The sequence below is a fragment of the Mucilaginibacter sp. SJ genome (assembly GCF_028993635.1).
Classification (GTDB): Bacteria; Bacteroidota; Bacteroidia; order Sphingobacteriales; family Sphingobacteriaceae; genus Mucilaginibacter.
Genome location: NZ_CP118631.1, coordinates 5,982,933 through 6,002,234, shown reverse-complemented (window position 1 = coordinate 6,002,234; position 19,302 = coordinate 5,982,933). Strand labels below are relative to the sequence as shown.

Sequence of the window (19,302 nt, the reverse complement as noted above, 5' to 3'; positions counted from 1 at the left end):
CTCAGACGTTGCTGAAGATGGTTCAGTAACCTTGCTGACTTGTTGCCTGTGTTCTTTCCGAAGCAGAAGGCCAGGAATTTGGGTCTTTTTCAAAGCGCGCATTTTCGACCGGCATCCGATCATACGGCATCATAACGCTCAGCGAGTACCTGAGCCTTTTTGCCTATTCTCTGGTAAAAAACGAAACAGTTTAGGTGGATAAACTATTGGTCTGGAGTCTGGAAAACATAGGCGAGTAACTAAAACTATGAAAAAAGTATTTTTGAGTTTACTCATTGGACTTTATTCCACCTTTTAGAATCTCGGCACGAAATTCTCTGCAAACCTTTTATCTTTATTCATTAGCCTCGTCATATAAAGTTCGTAGATACTAAGTATTGTTAGTTCACGGAAAAGAACACTCATTTTTTAAACGGATAAGTATTTTTTTGTTAACAACGATAAGCTCGCTATCAATAAAATAGATAATAGAAGTTAAATAACTTCAGACTCTTTTATTTTCAAGCCCGTCAATTGGATACCCATCCTTGTGTTTTCAGGATTCAATTTCGTTAGTTAGGTCATAAAAAAGAAAGATCCTTTATCCGCTACATTTTTGCATCAAATAATTGCAAAATGGAACAGAGAATGATAAAAATGGATAAGCCACGCTATCTTGCCCCACACAGGCCAATTTGGATAGAGTATTTTGATATTTGTCGTCAATCGTTTAGAAAGGTCAATCAAATTGGCAGAGCTTGGTTAATCATAACATTTCTTCCAGCAAGCAAAGAATAACTCTTTAATTTTCTTCCGTTGCTGGCAAAAGCTGATTTACTTAATATTGGATCATCAGGTTCTAATTAACTATAAAATTCAGCAATTTCAATACTTTAGTTCTTGCGAAAAAATTAATTAATAATAAAACTAATCGCTCAAACCCCAATTTTCTATCGCGGGAGAAATCCTTTTTGGAACTTGTAAATAATTCGTGTAACTCCGTTTGAATTGCAGACTGGATAATAAAATTCATTAATGATTTTGCCTTTTGCGGGCATAATGAAGATAATTTCCTGTAAAACTATTTTATTTTAATAGCATTGAGATTTAGCATTTACATGCTCATGATAAGAATCATTTTTTGGTTCGCCATATTAGTTTAGTCGCTGCAATCACGCTGACGGTGCCAATATTGAGCGCAATAAACAAGCCAATGGCTTGCCACACCGTCAGATCGTGCTTCTGTTGTCCGCTAATAAAGAGCCAAGAAGTTGCTGTACGAGTGAAAGTAAAGAGATAAGAATTCGCAAAATTGTTCCCCCAATGCAAACCGATAACAAGCCAAATACTTCCCGAACGTAAAAATGCTGTAGAAAACATCAAGTAACCTATGAATAAACCGGATGCATAAAACAAATCATTCACGATATTACTGCCCCATATATTATGTAAACAAATAAAAAAAATCCCGAACATCACAGTCGCAATCCATTTATTACTTAGTTCGATAAGCTTAACATAACAGTAACCTACAATAATAAAATCCTGAACTGCTGCGGTCGGCAAAACCTGCCAAAATTCTTTCAACAACAATGTACCGTCAATCGTTCGATTAAACATGATATGGTCTCCCCGTACCAGTGTCCCGACATAGAATGATAGTAAGAACGAAGTTATACCCAACACCAAACCAGCAGGTATCAATAGTAGGTGATGAACTTTCACATCAAAGCCTAAAAAACTCAGATCTCTCCCCTCGCTGCGCAGCATCACCCAAGTCACCAGGATTACCAGCACCATGCCCACCGGTACAAAAGATATATGAATAAATCCGCTGCCGATCAGTGCAGTTGCCAATAGAAAGGCACTCAAGATCAGGCGTGACATATCAGGATAAGTACGAAACCACTTTTTCATAGCAGGAGCTAAATTACTATCTTCGTTTGCGAAATAAGATAACCGAATAAAATGTCGCTTAAATGTCGTTGAATGTCATAAACGAATTATCCTCTTTGACGCGCGGGCAAACAGCCAAGCTGGTAAGGGAGGGGCGGGTTAAAAAAGCGCTGACCCAAAGGGAATTATCCGGCCTCGCCGGTATCAGTCTGCGTTCTCTTCAGCGCATTGAGAATGCTGAGGTATTACCCAGGTTTTACACATGGCGTAGGCTCGCTGAACATATTGATCTGGACTTAAACTGCGAGTATCGGTCTTCACTTGTTTCTGAGTCAATCCCTTCGATTCCCATCAAAGCGAATCTACCAAGAAAATGGATATTGAGCATCAGTTCGCTAGCAGTGATTGTCTTGTCTTTTTCAGCGTATGTCATTCAATCACCTACATTTCCCGAGACCTTATTTGAGACCTTGAATATGGTGCTTGTCGGCTGCGTAATCTATGCGGCTATTATTTATCGCGTTTGGAAATAAAACTTAAATGTGTCTAACAAACGTCTAAAGAATCAGGTTATGAGTGGGGCTACTCTTTGAGACCGCTTCGGATTCACGTCCTTAACTTAATGGCATTGGAACAGTTCCTTATCTAAATATCATAGAAACGTAGGGTATATCGTAGAAACGTACAGTGCCCCTGAATATTCCATCATCATTACCGACACATACGTTAATAATTTAGTGTTTGAAAACCATGCAGATACCTAAACCAAAGCATCTGATTGTCAAGATGGAATTGCAGTTAAAATTTAATTACAAATCCAAAATCTCCCGCTATTGCTCAGCAACAGGCGCACATTGTTGCCGCAAACAATGAATTTTTAAATCCATTTGTCAAGCATTTTCGAAACCCAACCAACGATGTAGTCAATTGCCCGCATAACTCAGTTGAAATTAATGATTACCCCGTTTTAGCAGCAATGTAATTTATAAGGAATATAATAGCCATATCATGGACTAAAAACCTTTGGAATCCATTAAAGCATAGGAAATTAGAGTTATTCTTCTGTAATATGAAATAATAAGAATGCCCCAGCGCGCCTAATTATAGGAAAGGCGGCAAATGTAAGCATTCTCAGGTCTTTCTAATGACAATTACTTCACCATTATGGCAATGAAGCTTTTGATGATACATCTATATATGATATTGTTTGCAGGTCTTGGTTTAAAAATATAGTTGCTCCCTTTTTTAAAGTGAGTTTTCGTTCAATGTTTTTATATCTGATTGCACAGACACCGCTTTTCAAAGAATGAATAATAGCCTTTTCCAATCTTCCCTTCTGCCAATATACAGCAACTTCATAATTTCCCTGCGCTTTCATTCCCTTAATAAATCCAGTTTTATAGGTTGAGGGCAAAGCTGGCAACAAATGAATATCGCCATCCTGACTTTGTACCAACATTTGAGCGATTGCGGTTGTTATTCCCAAATTGCCATCAATTTGAAATTCATCACTAAACTTACATGTAAGGTTTGGGTACAATGCTTTTGAAAAATGGCGGTCAATAACTTTTTTTACGCTATCCCCTTCCTGTAACCTCGCCCAGTAGTTGGCAGCAAAGGCCCCAATCCAACTACCGCTATTGTTTGCCTCAGTCAGTTTTCTCACTTCAATAGTTTTTCTTAGTGCAGCTGCCAATTGGGGAGTTGATTTCAGTGAAATTGAATTTCCAGGCATCAGCGCCCAGCCTTGGGGTACTTGCCCATTGGCCGCACTCGCAGGGTAAACGTCTTCTTGCCATTCCTGCAATTGATTGGTCCTTGGACTAATCTTCAATGGGATTAAATGGGCTAGTTTATCTTTGATTTGAAACAAAAATGAAGTATCCTTATCATGAACAATAGAAGCCGCAAGCAAAACATGCTCAAACAATGAATGTATCGCTTCAATATCTTCAGTAGATCCTCTCGTTGCCCACCCTATTTCTCCATTCGGTTTAAGATATTCATTTTCAAAAGATACCGACGGATTGGTCAAATAGAAACCGTTTTCATCTTTTTGTAAATTATCTATAAAAAATAGAGATGCTTGCTTTAAAATGAAATAATTTGACCGTAGAAAAACACTATTTTGAGTAAATAAATAATGTTCCCAAATATGTTCACACAACCACGCTCCGCCAATCTGAAACATCGCCCATTTTCCAGACCCGCCAACTGGCCAGGTTGTCCGCCATATGTCGAGGTTATGATGGGCCATCCATCCTTTAGAGTGGTAAAGGTTGCTTGCTGTCTTACTTCCGTCTACGGTCGTCTCTCTAATAAGTTGCAGAAAAGGCATATGACATTCACTAAGATTGGTACACTCCGCAGGCCAGTAATTTATCTCAGCATTACAATTTAATGTCCAATTTGCACTCCAGGCCGGTTGTAGATTGTCGCTCCAAATACCCTGTAAATTTGCGGGTTGGCTCCCAGGACGGGATGATGAAATAAGAAGATATCTTCCAAACTGAAAATATAAACCTGTTAACCCAGGATCGTTATCAGGTTTATAATTTTTTATTCTTTCCTCTATAGGTAAATTTGAATATTCTGAGCGACCCAAATCAATCTCAACACGCCCGAATAATGAGGAATAATCATTTATATGTTCATTTAATAATTGAGAAAAGCTTTTCGTACGGACTCCTGATAAATATCCACTACAAGTCTTTTTTTCGTCCTTTCCTTGCGTAAATGGCTTTTTGTCAAACCCATTAAAACTAGTAGCAGCAGTAAAAACGATGGTCATTTCTGAGGCATTTGTTATAGCTAAGGTTTTTGCAGTACTAGTAATCCGGCCGTTTGTAGACTGAATTAAAAGTTTGCCCTGAAAACGCATTCCCTCTCCAGCTATGTAAACCGGCTCCTTTTTCCCTTCATAACTAGGATATGCATGTATGGGTGCCTGGCCGTTAATGATAAGCTGATTTTTTTCAGCGTGGGTTTCAAAATGGACTAAACTCTCCAAACCAAACGAGCAATTTATAGATTTACTTTTGCTACATTTTATGCGCATTATAATAGCCTGAGAAGGATAGGATACAAATAATTCCCGTTTAAAGTGGTCCCCATTCTGGTCATATTCAACAGTAAGTAAAGCTTTGCTTAAATCCAGCTTGCGTTTGTAGTTTGAGAACTTACCACGACTGCCGAAATTCATCATAATATCTGCCATTGGAAGATAGCATTCATTGTTGGGGCCCAAAAGCTTGGAATTTATAATTTCCTCTGCTTTTACATTATCGCCCTGATTCAGTAACTTTCTAATTTCTGGCAAATATTGTGCTGCTTCTGGATTCTGAAGGTTTCTAGGTTCGCCAGACCAAAAGGAGCTCTCATTAATTTTGATCCGTTCATCGTTTACCCCCCCATAGACCATTGCTCCCAGACGGCCATTCCCGAGTGGTGTGCATTCATGCCAGTTTTCGGCTGGATGCTTGCTTAAAATAACAGTAGTATTTGAATTAGATATTTTAACCTTTTTTTCGGCATTTGCCCCATTTATATTTAGACCGATACTTACTATTAGGCTGAAGACAAGTTTCCAGTTAAATTTCATTTAGAATAATTGTGTTTTTTTATTTTATAACGTCGGAATAAAAAGTTAACTCTAATTGTATTATCTAATGCATTCCGGATAACATTAGATATAACTGCATCAATCAGAAATTCCACTTACTGCTGTGCCCCAGGTGTATATCCTTTTTATTGCCGAATTTTTTTTCAAATTCTCTATCGCTTGTCTGGTAATTTTAGTTTCATTTAAATTAACGGCCTCCAGATGTTTTAATGCCACCAGTTCTTCACTGACCTTATCCGTTACAGGATTTTTTTCGAGCCGCAGTTTTTCCAGGTTAGTAAATGATTTAAGCAGGGTAAGATCATTATCCGTAAAATTATTCCCCGATAAATTAAGCCAAATAATATTTTTGGCAAGGGGTGTCAGATCATTTTTAATGTTTACTATTTTTATTCCCGAATTTATGGGGAGGGTTACATCAAGCATTAAAGGCTTTTGCAACATTATCCGTACCATAAGTCCTTTTGTACGTAAATGATTAACCAAGGTCGTGTCAGCTTGCAACGGAATGTCCTGGTTAACACCCGGTAAGTTTTTTTTTTCATCGCCCTGACCCGGAGTATCTTTATTGAAACCTAAATAAGCACCTATTTTCGGTTTAATATTATCAGTATATTTAAGCTGGGCTATCATTTTACCATCTACCGCATTAGCCTTTTCAATCCACCATTTAATGATTTGCACTTCCGTTTCGGTCAGCGGGGGATTACCGTCAGCAGGCATAAAATCTTTATGCCCCGGATCAAGTGTTACCCGTTTAAACAATTCACTTTCATAAGGCTTTCCGGCTACAACTGCGGCACCGGTGTTACCGCCTTTAAGTAGGGTTTGCAGAGTTTCAATAGAAAAGTGACCTTTTTGTTTACCTCCTTGATGGCATCGCGCACACTTTTGTTGAAGGATAGGCGCGACAACATCCTCATATATCATGGCCGTTGCAACACTAGCTGGTTTATCCCGTACCTCCTGCTGTAGTATACGCATGGAAAGATAATCGCTACCGTGGGTAAGGCTCGCTCCCTGATGACCGCTATAGCTCAGCAGCAAAATCAAACCAAAAAGTAATACAGAAAACAATTTACCGGGAATAAACATTTCTTTTTTGACCCGTCCCGTTGATATAAAGTACATAAACCCGGAAATCGCAGCGAGCATAATACCCGAAAACTTATGATGGTTCAAAGTTGACAGATCGTAATCGCCAGATCGGGAAAGGATATAGCCAAAAACGCAGGCAAAAACTGCTGAAATAAATCCAATAAGTAAAGTTACAGATCCAGCATGGCTTAAGTTCTCATATTTTTTTGAATAGGCCAAAATATTGAAAATCCATGCCAGCAAAATAAAACCAATAGGAAGATGCACAATAAGCGGATGCAAATGGCCTGAAAATTCAGTTATATTCCCCAGTATCATACACGCGTTAATTTTATCGGTGCTGTATGGTAAGCGTTCCATTGGCACACATATACATTTTTATCTTCATCGACACAAACATCATGACCATGTTGGAAAATTGGATTTGCTGCCTGCAGCGTTTGTTGCAATAAACCATTCTTATACACAGGCGCTGCCCCTCCCGGATTCGACACTACTTTATCGTTGGCATCAAGTACTGTTATAAAGCCCGAGTAATCAAAACGTTTACCCCCAGCATTTTTTGACCAGCATACACCGGCGTAGATATTTGAATCATTAACTACAGCTCGGCATACATACATTCCTGGCATATCAATACGCTTAATGAATTTCCCATCGAGTGTAAATACTTTAAAACAATTTTCTTCGCGAGAGGTACATATCAGCGTAGGATTGTTCTTGTCGCGGGTATCAACACTTACGCCATGGGCATTAATTAAATTATGATCAATGTTGGTATTATGGTGACCTCCAAAATGTCTAATATATTGTCCTTTGCTGTCATACTGGATAATATAGTCAGATCCGTAACCATCGGCCACGTAGATATCACCGTTCGGCGCTACTGCGGTTTCAGTGGGTTTAAATGGTTCATCATCTTTATATATACCAATAGTACGGGGGTGACCAATAGTAAATATTAGTCTACCGTCAAGGGTCGTCTTTAGCACCTGACCTGATTGACCGTAATAATTGCCAGTTCTGTCTAAAGCCCAGCCACAATCAGTAAGCAATAAGAAATCTTCATTTCCTTCCTTACTGATGGTTAACCCATGCCCACCGGGCAATGATGTGCCCCAGTAATCTATTAATCTGCCGGACTTATCAAATATCAGAATGTTGTTATGGGTATGGTCGCCAAGCATAATAAGGCGGCCTTTACTGTCTTGTACCATTTCATGGCAGTTGGCGAGCGGATTACAGTTCACGCTAATTTTTGCCCAGCCTTTATCAGCTTTGTAGGTAAATTCACCGTGGCCTATGGTTTGATCGTCTGGTCGCCTGTTTTTATGTAATATAGCAAAGCTTTTTGTCGGCTCAGTTGCTACTAAAGCCGATACGAGGGCCGTATTTTTTATAAAATTTCTACGCGATTCTTCCATGTTATATCTATTAAATTGTTCGGAGTTAACACTATGACAATATATCTTTAACAACTTTTCCCTCAACATCTGTCAGGCGGAAGCGCCTGCCCTGAAATTTATAAGTAAGCCTTTCATGGTCAATACCCATCAGGCGCATCAGCGTGGCCTGAAAATCATGCACATGTACCGGATCTTTGGTAATGTTATAACTAAAATCGTCGGTTTCACCATAAGTGATGCCGGGTTTTACACCTGCACCCGCCATCCACATGGTAAAACAGCGTGGATGATGATCGCGCCCGTAATCATTTGCCGTAAGTTTTCCCTGCGAATACACGGTGCGGCCAAATTCGCCACCCCAAATCACCAATGTATCTTCCAGCAAACCGCGTCTTTTCAGATCTTTGATCAGCGCAGCTGTAGCCTGGTCAGTGGCTTTACACTGGGTGGCAATGGCCGACGGTAAATTAGTGTGCTGATCCCAGCCCTGGTGATATAGCTGTACAAATTTCACATCTTTTTCAAGCAGTTTGCGGGCCAGTAAGCAATTGGCAGCATATGTGCCTGAATCACGACTATCAGGCCCGTACATTTCAAACACCTCGTTAGGTTCATCGGCCATACTCATTACTTCGGGTACTGAGGTTTGCATCCTGTAGGCCATTTCATATTGCGATATCCTTGCTTCTACCTCAGGATCACCGTAGGCTTGATTTTGCAGCTGGTTTAATTTTGACAAGTATTCCAGCATCTCTTTCCTGTCCTTACCGTCATAACCATCGGGATTATTCAAATACAGCACAGGATCTTTACCGGCCCTGAACTGTACACCCTGATGTTTGGATGGCAGAAAGCCGTTACCCCATAACCTGGCATACAACGGCTGATCTTTTTGCCCATTTTTGGAAACCAGTACAATAAAGGTAGGCAGGTTATTATTGTCAGACCCCAAACCGTAGCTGATCCACGAACCTATAGATGGCCTGCCCGGAAGCTGGTTACCCGTCTGGAAGAATGTAATAGCCGGATCATGGTTAATAGCCTCTGAATGCATGGATTTGATGATACAAAGATCATCAACCACCTGAGCGGTATGCGGCATCAGTTCGCTCATCCAGGTTTGGCTTTCGCCGTGCTGGTTAAATTTATAGTATGACGGCACCATGGGCAACACGCTTTGATTGGCGCTCATCCCGGTAAGGCGTTGCCCCTTGCGCACCGAATCGGGCAGATTTTGACCCAGCATAGAAGTTAGCTTAGGCTTATAATCAAACAGCTCAAACTGCGATGGCCCGCCGCTTTGAAACAGGTACACTACCCTCTTAGCCTTTGGCGCGAAGTGTGGTAAAGCCCTAAGAATATCGGCCTCCAGGTCGCCTTGTGCAGCGCTCATGGCAGCTTTAGGCGAACTGCCGAAAAGACTGTTACCAAACAGTGATCCTACGGCTAATGCCCCCAGACCCAGCGAGGTTTTGGTTAAAAAATCGCGCCGGTCAAGTTTTTTATTGAGTGCGTCAAATTCAGGTGTATGCAACCTGAACTCTTCATCATGATGAAAATTCGACATGCCTTTCTATCTTTTGGTTAATGATGCGTCAGAATTTAATATAGTGCTGGCAATAACCGTATTGGCGGCTATCAGGGCGCTATCCATTTTTTTATCCACTTTATATTGACCTGTATTGAGCCAGCCATTTTCCTTTTCAGGATGTTGTTTGAATTTTTTAAGCTCTATTTGTTGCAGTGTGAGCAACAGATCAACCTCTTTGGGTAATGGCGTACGGCCGGTGAGTTTACGATAGGTGTTCTTTATAGCCGTGCGACTATCATTTGACCGGCTTATCTGCTCGCCCATTACTTTGGATGCTTCCACAAATGTGGGGTCATTAAGTGTTACCAACGCCTGCAATGGCGTATTAGTTGGCTGCCTGCGCATAATGCAATAACTGCGTGAAGGAGCATCAAATGTGGACAGCGTTGGGTTGGGCACCGATCTTTTGATCACCACGTATAAACTGCGGCGATAAACGGCCTTGCCCGTATCAGGTGTGTAAGTAGTGTTGTTTATCTCCCAAAGCCCTTCCGGCTGGTAAGGCTTTACACTTTTACCCCCTATCTGCGTATTTAACAGTCCGCTGGCAAATAAGGCATTATCCCTTATCATTTCGGCCGTCATACGATATGAGGGACCGTGCGACAAGAAGCGATTTTCTGCATCTTTTTCAAAGGCATCTTTACTGGCACGGGAATCCTGACGATAGGTTGCCGACATCACCATCAGCTTATTCAATGCCTTAACATCCCAGCCCGATTCTACGAATTTAACCGCCAACCAGTCCAGCAATTCCGGATGACTTGGCATTTCACCCTGGTTGCCAAAATCCTCAGCCGTTTTCACTAATCCTACTCCAAAAAAGTTTTGCCAAAAGCGGTTCACAGCCACTCTTGCCGCCAGTGGGTTATCGGGATTGGTTACCCATTGCGCCAGGCCATACCTGTTTTTAGGCAGATTTTTAGGATATGGCAATATGGCTTCGGGCGTGTTGGGGAAAACCTGCTCGCCTGGCATATCATAATTACCTCTTTTTAGCAGGAATGATTTTTTAGGTTTGGGCATTTCCTGCATCACCATCAACTCATCAATATTTTCGGTTGAATCAGATAATGTGGTGCGCAATACCTTTAATTTCTGTTCTTCTGCCTTCATATCCGGGTCAATGGCGGCTAAGTAATAGCTTTTTAACGTATTAATATCAGCAGCAGATAAGGCAGATTTGTCTTTACCTGCAATGGTTGCCCAGTTTGCTTTTTGAGCCAGGGTTTTAACTTCAAAAGGTGTTAGGGTCCGATTGTAAACAGCAATATCATCGACTTTGCCATCTTTAAAGCCACGACCGCGCCACCAGCCACCAATTTGCAGGCCGGGTTGTGCGCCACCGCCTATGAACAGGATATCTTTAGTGAGCTGATCCATGGTGGTTTCCATTTTCATTTCGGCCCCGTTCATATACAATTTAAAACCCGCTGCTTTTGATGAGCCATCATAAGTTGCCGTAAGCTGGATCCATTTATCGCGCGGCACATCGTCAATACTAACTTTGGTAATGGCGTTTGAAGGCCCGGTGTGCGCCATGTTCAATTCCAGCTTGTTATTTTTAAGATACAAGTGATAGCCCCTGAAGTTATACAAACGCTCGGCGCTGCTTTTATGAAAAATAACACCTTCGGTAAGTTGTTTGGGGATATTAACCCAAATACCCACACTAAATGGTTCCGATTTCCGAAAAACCCCTACCTGGTTCAGATCGAGCCAGGTGTCACCATTCAATACCAAATCTTTACCATTGCCTTTGTTTTCAAATACTTCTACATCACCTGGCAACCCGGTTTCGCGTTTCATTAAACCGGCTTGTTTGCTATTGATATTGTTAACCAGATTACCCTTATCAAAATTGTAATAAGCCTGCACACCGTAGTTAGGTATTTTGTCGGCAGCTAATTTTTTATAGTCGCCGGCATTCAGCCATTTTTCAAAACCAGCATTGGCCCTACTTTGGGCAAGGGCAATGTTATGCTGTTCCTGCGAAATATTGTTGTTTATAAACTGCAGTATTTTTTCCTTTTGTTTGGTGGGCAGCATCAGCGTTGGCGTGGGCAAGGCATCGTCCCAGGAGATCTGGCCTGCTTCTTTTACATTATTAAAAAAGCTGAATAGCTGGTAGTAGTTTTTTTGCGAAATAGGGTCAAACTTATGATCGTGGCATTTGGCGCAACCCACCGACATGCCCAGCATGGCTGTACCAAAAGTATTGGTACGGTCAATCACGTACTCGGTCTGAAACTCCTCCTCCACTATACCACCCTCCATATTTTGCGGATGGTTACGGTTAAAGGCGGTCGCGATGATCATATCGCGGGTTGGGTGCGGCATCAGATCGCCGGCCAGTTGCCATTGGATAAATTTATTATAAGAAAAATTGGTATTAAAAGCCTTGACCACCCAATCGCGGTATGGTGACATATCCCTTAACCGGTCAACTGTATAGCCATGCGAATCAGCATAACGGGCCACATCCAACCAGTCAACAGCCATTTTTTCGCCGTAATGAGCTGAATTAAGCAGGCGGTCAACCTGTTTCTCATAGGCATTGGGCGAATTATCCTTTAAAAAATCATCTATTTCCTTTATAGTTGGTGGCAGGCCAGTTAAATCTAATGAAACACGGCGCAACAGTAATTCCTTATCGGCCTGTTTAGATGGCTGCAGCTTTTTCTGCTCCAGCCTGGCGAGTACAAAATTGTCTATCGGGTTATTAGCTGTCCAGTCTTTATTATCCGCCTCAGGCACATCCGGTTTTACAGGTCTCACAAAAGCCCAGTGCGGTTTATATTTTGCCCCGTCCTTGATCCATTTTATCAGGATAGCTTTTTCTGTAGCAGTCAGGGTATGATGTGATTCGGGCGAAGGCATCATATATTTAGGATCATTTGACAGAATGCGGTGAAAAAATTCGCTTCCTTCCAGGTTTCCGGGGTCAATGGCTACTTTGCCTTTATCTTCGGGTAGATCGGCATAAGCAAATTTGGCTATATCCAATCGTAAACCGGCTTTTTGTTTGGCTTTATCAGGACCATGACATGCAAAGCATTTATCAGAAAGAATGGGCTTTACATCTATATTATAATCCAGCGATTTGGGCAAAGCGTTGTAAGCCTCCTTTACATCTGAAGGCAAATCAACAGATGATGAACTAATATATAATGCGGCTACCAACACCACTAAGGCGCCAAGAAATATAAAAAACAGCCTTCGCATAAGGTGAAATTTACTCGGTTTATAATTTATAAAGCTACATGGAGAAAATGGATTAAAATTTCACAAAGACAACATAAGTTTACACAAAGCCGACTTTTTCATAAAAACTTATCGTGATTATTTTTAAATTGCAAATGCTATATTATTATGAACATGAGCATTTTAAAGTCGACATTTGCCCTAATGAACACGGATCATGTTAAGTTGAACAAAAACTGGAATTTCAAAAATGTGACCAGCACTTTTTACCGCTTATATTTTATTGATGGTGGTGAAGGTAAATTATATAACACTACGGAAGCTTTCAGACTCGAAAATGGTTATTTATATTTAGTACCAAGTTTTACAACCTGTTGTTACTATTGCGATAGCTATTTAAGCCAATATTACATATCATTTGTCGAAGAATCGGCAGATGGTTCATCGCTATTTTCGTCAAACAGAAAAATATTTAAAATAAAAGCTACAGACGATGATATTGCATGCTTTAAAAGAATACTTCATTTAAACCCGAACAGGGGCTTGAACATTTCAAATAATCCCAAAGTGTATGAAAAACGTCCGATATTAAAAAACTTTATCGCGTTGAATGAATTTATGCCTATTGCTGCATATGTAGAAACCAATGGATTATTATTGCGGTTACTGTCCAAATTCTTGGCGCCTGATTTTTTTTTAATAAAGGATAAAAGCATTATTCATTCTAAGATTTCTGATGCCATAAATTATATACAAACCAATTTACAGTTGACGATTACAGTAGCTGATTTAGCAAATAGGGCCAGTTATAATCCTGATTATTTTTCGAGGCTTTTTCATGAAAATACAGGGGAACGCCCACTCACCTATCTACAATCTAAAAGAATTGAAAGGGCGCAGTTATTATTAACCACCACAAGCATGACATTTTACGAAATCGCAGTAGAAACAGGATTTGAAAATTTAGCTTATTTTTCGCGTGTCTTTAAAAAGCGAGCTGGACAAACTCCAAGCGCTTATAAAAAAGGCAGCATGATTATATAAGTTAGATTATTCATAAAAATTGGATTATACGATAAAAGGTTATACTTTATAAAATACAGCTTTTTATATAGCACCTTTTTCGTCAAAAAACGCTACAAAGTTTACGTTCAACTGTGTATCGTGCATTTTAATAGCCTAACTCGAAACAGTTGCACCAAGCACATTAAACCGCACAATGTCAGCACATCCTGGCGTGTGCCACCACCGCCACTGTGGTTAAAAACTTTATTTCATCCATATTCCGAACAATTTTACCAGTGCAAAAAGCTAATGATCCACATCAATTTCAGTGTGTGTAAAACCTTGCTTACCCCACTGCCTAACATATTAGCTGATCGACTACACCACTTTCTCTTTATAAGTCTTATTTCGTCAGTAAGCCAAAGGCTTTACCAACGCTTCCTGCAATACTTCTATATTGTAGTTTTCGCAAAACACCAACTGTATTAACAGCCTGTAATTGGTTGTATCAATGTTTCAGCAGGACGGAAGTAGCCATTAAAGCATGCGTCCTGCCGTTCGCTTACATCGCTTATCCCTATTAATATACGTTTCGTCTTTGTTAAAGCTGCTGCTGCATCCTTTACATTGGTGGTCGTACGAAGGCCGCCATCTAAAATATCTCTTTGCTCTATACTAACCAGACACCGTACATGATTCCGATAGGCATTCTTAGGAAATGAGACCATGGCGAATTAATGCGTGGCCGGTCTAAACCCTGCACGTTTATGCGTTTCACCATAGCCGGGGAATTCCATCGCCGCCCTGAAGGTCAGCAAACCGCGATTATCATATTGTCACTTGCCCAGAGCGCTCACCGGCAGGAGATTTTAGCCCAACCTTATCGCGGTTGCCGGCAGATAAACAGCTTTTAAGATATTGCAAATGAAACCAATCCTCATGCCATCATATCGGCTGAATATTCTGAAAAACCCGGAGCAGTTCAAGGACTCTTTAAAATACCGCCCTGCCTCAGCAGTGCGGAAAAATCTTATCGATCAGTCGATACCCCTATCATCTTCATTGACAAACTCTTTCATTTTCAAGCCGTCATTTGAGTATCCATTATTGTGTTTTCAGTATACAATTTAGTCAGTTAAGTCACAAAAAAAAAGGAAGAGCCTTCATCCGATACATTTTTGCATCAAATAATTGCAAAATGGAACATATAATGATAAAAATACAAACCCTAAAAAATATCCCGAAGGTGATTGCCATCGTATTGTTTTTTGCGGCATGTACCGACAAGAAAGAAAAGTCAAATGAGGAAACAGGCAATGCCATATCTGTACAAACAGAAACCGTATCGTCCACCCCAAAAACTAATGAAATAACTTTCAGTGGCAATGTTGAAGGGACTACTACTGTCAAACTCGGCTTTATGGTGCCGGGCAAAATCAATCTGATCGCAAGCAAGGTAGGACAGCTTGTCTCCAAAGGACAACTGGTAGCAAGCCTGGAGGCCACTGACTACACACTTAATAAGCAGCTTGCCGACGTACAGTTGAACGAAGCGAAGGATGAGTACAGGCGTTTAAAAATACTACATGACAAAGGGAGCCTAAGCGAAAGCGACTTTTCAAAAATTAGCACTTCGCTGCAAAAAGCGGAGATACAACAAAAGCTTACAGTAAAGAATCTGAGTGATGCCAGGCTGTTCACGCCAATAGACGGAGTACTATTAAGCAAGCAAGCCGAAGTGGGCGAAATCATTAGCGCCGGCACACCGCTGTTTGTGGTCTCTGACATCAGGAAGGTAACGGTGCTGGCGTTTGTGCCGGAAGGAGAGCTAAGCGGATTACATATAGGTCAGTCAGCAAGCATTAACATTGCGGCGTTGGGCAAAACCTTTTCCGGCCAGATAACAGAAGTCGGCGCAATAGCCGACGCGGCGTCCAGGGCTTTTACGGTAAAGATCGGATTGGATAACGCAGGGTTGCATATACGCCCGGGGATGATTGCCGAAGCCAGAATTATCTTTAACGGGCAGAAAAAAGGGATCCTGCTGCCGGTAGAAAGTATCATAAACGACTCCGGCAACCAAAGCTATGTCTATGTAGCAGATAAGACTGGCGGAAAAGCCTTCAAACGTAAAGTGAGCCTGGGCAAAATGTCGGCAAATAAAATCGAAATCGTCTCCGGACTTTCGGTCGGCGAGACAGTCGTTACATCAGGCCAAACCAAACTTTCTGATGGGGCCTTAATAACAATTGCAAGGTAAACAATCCGGTGGACCCGAAAAAAAATACAGGGCGATTTCCAGCAGCCAGGTTTTAGCCGCCGTCTCAAACTAATCGCCTTTGTGTTTCCCAGCTATCTAAAACCAAAAACAAGCAAGAAAATGAATTTTATAGAAGTAGCACTTAAATATAAGCAGGTTACGCTGGCCGTTTTGCTCATGCTATTCGCGGTGGGTGTAAACTCGCTGTTGAATATGCCTCGTCGGGAAGACCCTAAGATAACAATTAGAACCGGCCTGGTCATCGCTTCCTTTCCCGGGGCGTCGGCTGCACAGGTAGAAGAACAGGTTACCCAGAAACTGGAACAGTACCTTTTTCAATACGAAGAAGTTGACAAGACCAAAACCTACTCTACCTCAAAGGATGGAATGGCGGTCATCAATGTAGAGCTGTCCGAAAACGTAAAACAGCCTGATATCTTTTGGAACAAATTAAGACATCAATTCCTGCTTGCCAAAGAAGTTGATCTGCCCGCAGGTGTACAGGGCCCGATTGTTGACTCAGACTTTGGTGATACTGAAGCTATCGTTATTGCCCTTGAGAGTAAGGATGCCAGCTATGAGTCTTTAAAAGACTATACCCAAAAGGTAGAAGATCAGGTCAGGACGCTGCCACAGGCCTCAAAAGTTAAGCGTATTGGTGAACAAAAAGAAGAAGTTGTGGTGTCTTCTACATCCGGCAAATTGGCTCAATACGATGTTAATATGATGCAGGTGGTACAGTCACTGCAGTCGCAAAATAGCATTGATGCCACCGGAGAGATCAAAACAGGGAGTAGTAAGACACCACTCTACACCAATGGCTATTTTCATACCGAAACCGATCTGGCCAGTTTAATCGTTGGAACATCGGCTACAGGTTCACCTGTAAAAATGAGTGACATAGCGACCTTGAAAAGAGGGTATGCGGAACCCGAAAGCATTATTACGGTCAACGGCAGCAGGGCCATTCTACTATCCATACAAATGCATGAAGGCAATAACATTGTCGATTTCGGGAAAGATGTAGAAAAAAAGATAGCAGAAGCACGGAAACTGATCCCTTCGGATGTGAAGATCATTACACTGGTATCGCAACCCAAGCTGGTCGATGAAAGTATTTCGCATTTCATCAAAGAATTTTTTCTCGCTATAGTATCGGTTATCGTCGTGGTCATTCTGCTGCTCCCATTCCGTATTGCATCGGTAGCGGCCATGGCCATACCAATGACTGTGGCGCTAACGTTTGCCATTTTAAACACACTGGGCATTGAATTACACCAGGTATCGCTTGCCGGGCTCATCCTGGTACTGGGAATGGTGGTGGATGATGCAATCGTAATTGCGGATAACTATGTAGAATTGCTTGACGAGGGTATTGACCGATGGACCGCGGCCTGGCGCAGTGCGCATGATCTGCTGATACCGGTACTAGCCGCAACTGTTACCATTATTGCTTCGTTTATGCCTTTAATACTTATTAAAGGTTCTACCGGAGAGTTCATATTTACTTTGCCGATTACAGTGGCTGTTGCCCTTATTTCGTCCTACTTTGTTGCCTTGTTCCTGACTCCTTTACTTTGTTATACGTTCATAAAAAAAGGATTACACCAGCATAACGATCAGGCCGAGGGGCAAGAGAAAAAAAGACAGAAAAAATCTGCTCTTACCTATATGCAGGACGCTTATAATGCGGCGTTAGGGTGGTGCGTAAAACATCCTGTGCTAACAATCCTTACCAGCATTACATTTGCCTTCCTGACAGTTGTCATATTTAAGCTGGGGGTACGCGAGTTGTTCTTTCCTCCCGCTGAACGCAATCAATTTGTGGTCGAATTATGGATGCCTACGGGTACCAAACTGGAGAAAACCAATTCGGCTATTTTAAAAGCTGAACAGTTAGTAAAAGATGATAAGAGGGTAATATCCTTCGCCACCTTTACCGGCACATCAGCACCGAGGTTTTACTACAATTTTACGCCGGAAGTCCCTACAAGTAATTATGCATTGATACTGGTAAACACGACCAATGCCCAAACTACCGAAGAAATGGCTGAAGAGCTAACCGGAAAAATGAGGGGGCTGATACCGGACGGAAGATTTTTTGTAAAGCTAATGCAGCAGGGTACCGATTTAAAAGCCCCGGTGGAAGTCCGCATCATTGGTGATGATGTAACGCGGTTAAAAACAATTGCAGTACAGGTAGAGGATATCATGAAGAAGGCCAAGGGTAGCCGCCTGGTACGAAGTGACTTTGGTGAGGATCACTATGGTATACAGGTTACCCCTAAAGAAGAAGGAAAACGGCTGGGCTTTACCACATCCAGCATTGCACAATCGATTTACACAGGCTTTACGGGTGCATCCATCTCTACGATGTATGAAGGTGATAGTCCTATAAACATTCTGTTCCGGCTAAATCCCGACGCCCGCAAAAGCACAAGCGATCTACAGAATCTGTACATCACCTCCCCTGTTAATAATGCAACCGTACCATTAAGGCAGATAGCTGACCTGACCCCGCAATGGCAGAGCGGCAAGATCATGCACCGCAATGGCATGAAAACACTGACAGTTCAAAGTGAAACGAAGTCGCATGTGTTACCGGCCGAACTGCTTGAAGAAATAAGACCGGCTGTTGACAGTCTGAAGTTGCCAGGCGGCTATCGCATAGAATATGCCGGTGAAGAAGGCGGTAAAGCAGAGGTGGAAAATGACCTGATCACTGCATTATCCATCAGCATGGTGTTGATATTTCTTATTCTTTTATTTCAGTTCAGAAACCTGAAAGAAGTATTTATTATCATGACAACTATTCCCCTGAGCCTGTTTGGCTCTATTCTCGGACTTGCAGTTACCGGCAATAATTTCAGTTTCACAGCATTCATAGGACTTGTATCCTTATCAGGCATCGTGGTTCGCAACGCCATTATATTGGTCGATTATACCAATGTGCTTCTCAAACAGGGTCTGGACATAAAGACCGCAGCAACTGAGGCCGCTAAGCGACGATTGCGTCCTGTTTTTCTTACCGCCATGGCAGCTGCAGTCGGGGTACTTCCGATGATTATTTCTAAATCGCCCATGTGGGCCCCCCTGGCCAGCGTACTGTCCTTCGGAGTGGTTTGGAGCATGGTAATGGCCCTGCTTACGGTGCCGGTTATGTATATAGGGGTGATTCACCCCAGTGATAAAAAAGACATTTTACAGGACAATAAAACAATTATAGCAAATGAAGCATAAT

The 19,302-nt window shown here is 41.7% G+C and carries 10 protein-coding genes; 4 read left to right on the top strand and 6 right to left on the bottom strand.

Translation table 11 applies throughout. The annotated features are described in order from the left end of the window. Nucleotides 1–1,113: 1,113 nt before the first annotated feature. Nucleotides 1,114–1,896: a CPBP family intramembrane glutamic endopeptidase gene (locus MusilaSJ_RS24605; RefSeq protein ID WP_274987410.1), complete on the bottom strand. Its 783-nt coding sequence runs from the start codon at nucleotides 1,894–1,896 to the stop codon at nucleotides 1,114–1,116. 62 nt (nucleotides 1,897–1,958) lie between these two features. On the opposite strand from MusilaSJ_RS24605, the gene MusilaSJ_RS24600 reads away from it, so the two are divergent. Next, complete coding sequence (locus tag MusilaSJ_RS24600; protein WP_274987409.1) at nucleotides 1,959–2,408, top strand: helix-turn-helix domain-containing protein; 450 nt, start codon at nucleotides 1,959–1,961, stop codon at nucleotides 2,406–2,408. Between the two features lie 629 nt (nucleotides 2,409–3,037). On the opposite strand, the gene MusilaSJ_RS24595 is transcribed toward MusilaSJ_RS24600, so the two are convergent. The 5 genes from MusilaSJ_RS24595 to MusilaSJ_RS24575 form a co-directional block, all read right to left on the bottom strand. Further along, nucleotides 3,038–5,476: a glycoside hydrolase family 95 protein gene (locus tag MusilaSJ_RS24595; protein WP_274987408.1), complete on the bottom strand. Its 2,439-nt coding sequence runs from the start codon at nucleotides 5,474–5,476 to the stop codon at nucleotides 3,038–3,040. Nucleotides 5,477–5,575: 99 nt separating this feature from the next. Continuing rightward, entirely contained in the window at nucleotides 5,576–6,955 is a 1,380-nt protein-coding gene (locus tag MusilaSJ_RS24590) for a DUF2231 domain-containing protein (protein ID WP_274987407.1), read from the bottom strand. Further along, nucleotides 6,910–8,019, bottom strand: coding sequence for an NHL repeat-containing protein (locus MusilaSJ_RS24585; RefSeq protein WP_274987406.1), 1,110 nt, complete (start codon nucleotides 8,017–8,019; stop codon nucleotides 6,910–6,912). The genes MusilaSJ_RS24590 and MusilaSJ_RS24585 overlap by 46 nt, the downstream gene beginning before the upstream one ends. A gap of 31 nt (nucleotides 8,020–8,050) precedes the next feature. Beyond that, complete coding sequence (locus tag MusilaSJ_RS24580) at nucleotides 8,051–9,568, bottom strand: DUF1501 domain-containing protein (protein WP_274987405.1); 1,518 nt, start codon at nucleotides 9,566–9,568, stop codon at nucleotides 8,051–8,053. A 6-nt stretch (nucleotides 9,569–9,574) separates the two neighbouring features. Then, entirely contained in the window at nucleotides 9,575–12,817 is a 3,243-nt protein-coding gene (locus MusilaSJ_RS24575) for a DUF1553 domain-containing protein (protein WP_274987404.1), read from the bottom strand. Nucleotides 12,818–12,970: 153 nt separating this feature from the next. Here MusilaSJ_RS24575 and MusilaSJ_RS24570 point away from each other — a divergent pair, with 153 nt between their 5' ends. The 3 genes from MusilaSJ_RS24570 to MusilaSJ_RS24560 all read left to right on the top strand — a co-directional run bounded on the left by MusilaSJ_RS24570 (nucleotide 12,971) and on the right by MusilaSJ_RS24560 (nucleotide 19,301). Further along, nucleotides 12,971–13,840, top strand: coding sequence for a helix-turn-helix domain-containing protein (locus MusilaSJ_RS24570; RefSeq protein WP_274987403.1), 870 nt, complete (start codon nucleotides 12,971–12,973; stop codon nucleotides 13,838–13,840). A 1,171-nt stretch (nucleotides 13,841–15,011) separates the two neighbouring features. Next, nucleotides 15,012–16,061: an efflux RND transporter periplasmic adaptor subunit gene (locus MusilaSJ_RS24565; protein WP_274987402.1), complete on the top strand. Its 1,050-nt coding sequence runs from the start codon at nucleotides 15,012–15,014 to the stop codon at nucleotides 16,059–16,061. 120 nt (nucleotides 16,062–16,181) lie between these two features. Continuing rightward, nucleotides 16,182–19,301, top strand: a complete 3,120-nt coding sequence (locus MusilaSJ_RS24560; protein ID WP_274987401.1) for an efflux RND transporter permease subunit — start codon at nucleotides 16,182–16,184, stop codon at nucleotides 19,299–19,301. Nucleotide 19,302 lies beyond the last annotated feature (1 nt).

Coding starts and splice junctions, on each gene's coding strand:
- MusilaSJ_RS24605 (WP_274987410.1), bottom strand. CDS start 1,896: ATGAAAAAGTGGTTTCGTACTTATCCTGATATGTCACGCCTGATCTTG.
- MusilaSJ_RS24600 (WP_274987409.1), top strand. CDS start 1,959: ATGTCGTTGAATGTCATAAACGAATTATCCTCTTTGACGCGCGGGCAA.
- MusilaSJ_RS24595 (WP_274987408.1), bottom strand. CDS start 5,476: ATGAAATTTAACTGGAAACTTGTCTTCAGCCTAATAGTAAGTATCGGT.
- MusilaSJ_RS24590 (WP_274987407.1), bottom strand. CDS start 6,955: ATGGAACGCTTACCATACAGCACCGATAAAATTAACGCGTGTATGATA.
- MusilaSJ_RS24585 (WP_274987406.1), bottom strand. CDS start 8,019: ATGGAAGAATCGCGTAGAAATTTTATAAAAAATACGGCCCTCGTATCG.
- MusilaSJ_RS24580 (WP_274987405.1), bottom strand. CDS start 9,568: ATGTCGAATTTTCATCATGATGAAGAGTTCAGGTTGCATACACCTGAA.
- MusilaSJ_RS24575 (WP_274987404.1), bottom strand. CDS start 12,817: ATGCGAAGGCTGTTTTTTATATTTCTTGGCGCCTTAGTGGTGTTGGTA.
- MusilaSJ_RS24570 (WP_274987403.1), top strand. CDS start 12,971: ATGAGCATTTTAAAGTCGACATTTGCCCTAATGAACACGGATCATGTT.
- MusilaSJ_RS24565 (WP_274987402.1), top strand. CDS start 15,012: ATGATAAAAATACAAACCCTAAAAAATATCCCGAAGGTGATTGCCATC.
- MusilaSJ_RS24560 (WP_274987401.1), top strand. CDS start 16,182: ATGAATTTTATAGAAGTAGCACTTAAATATAAGCAGGTTACGCTGGCC.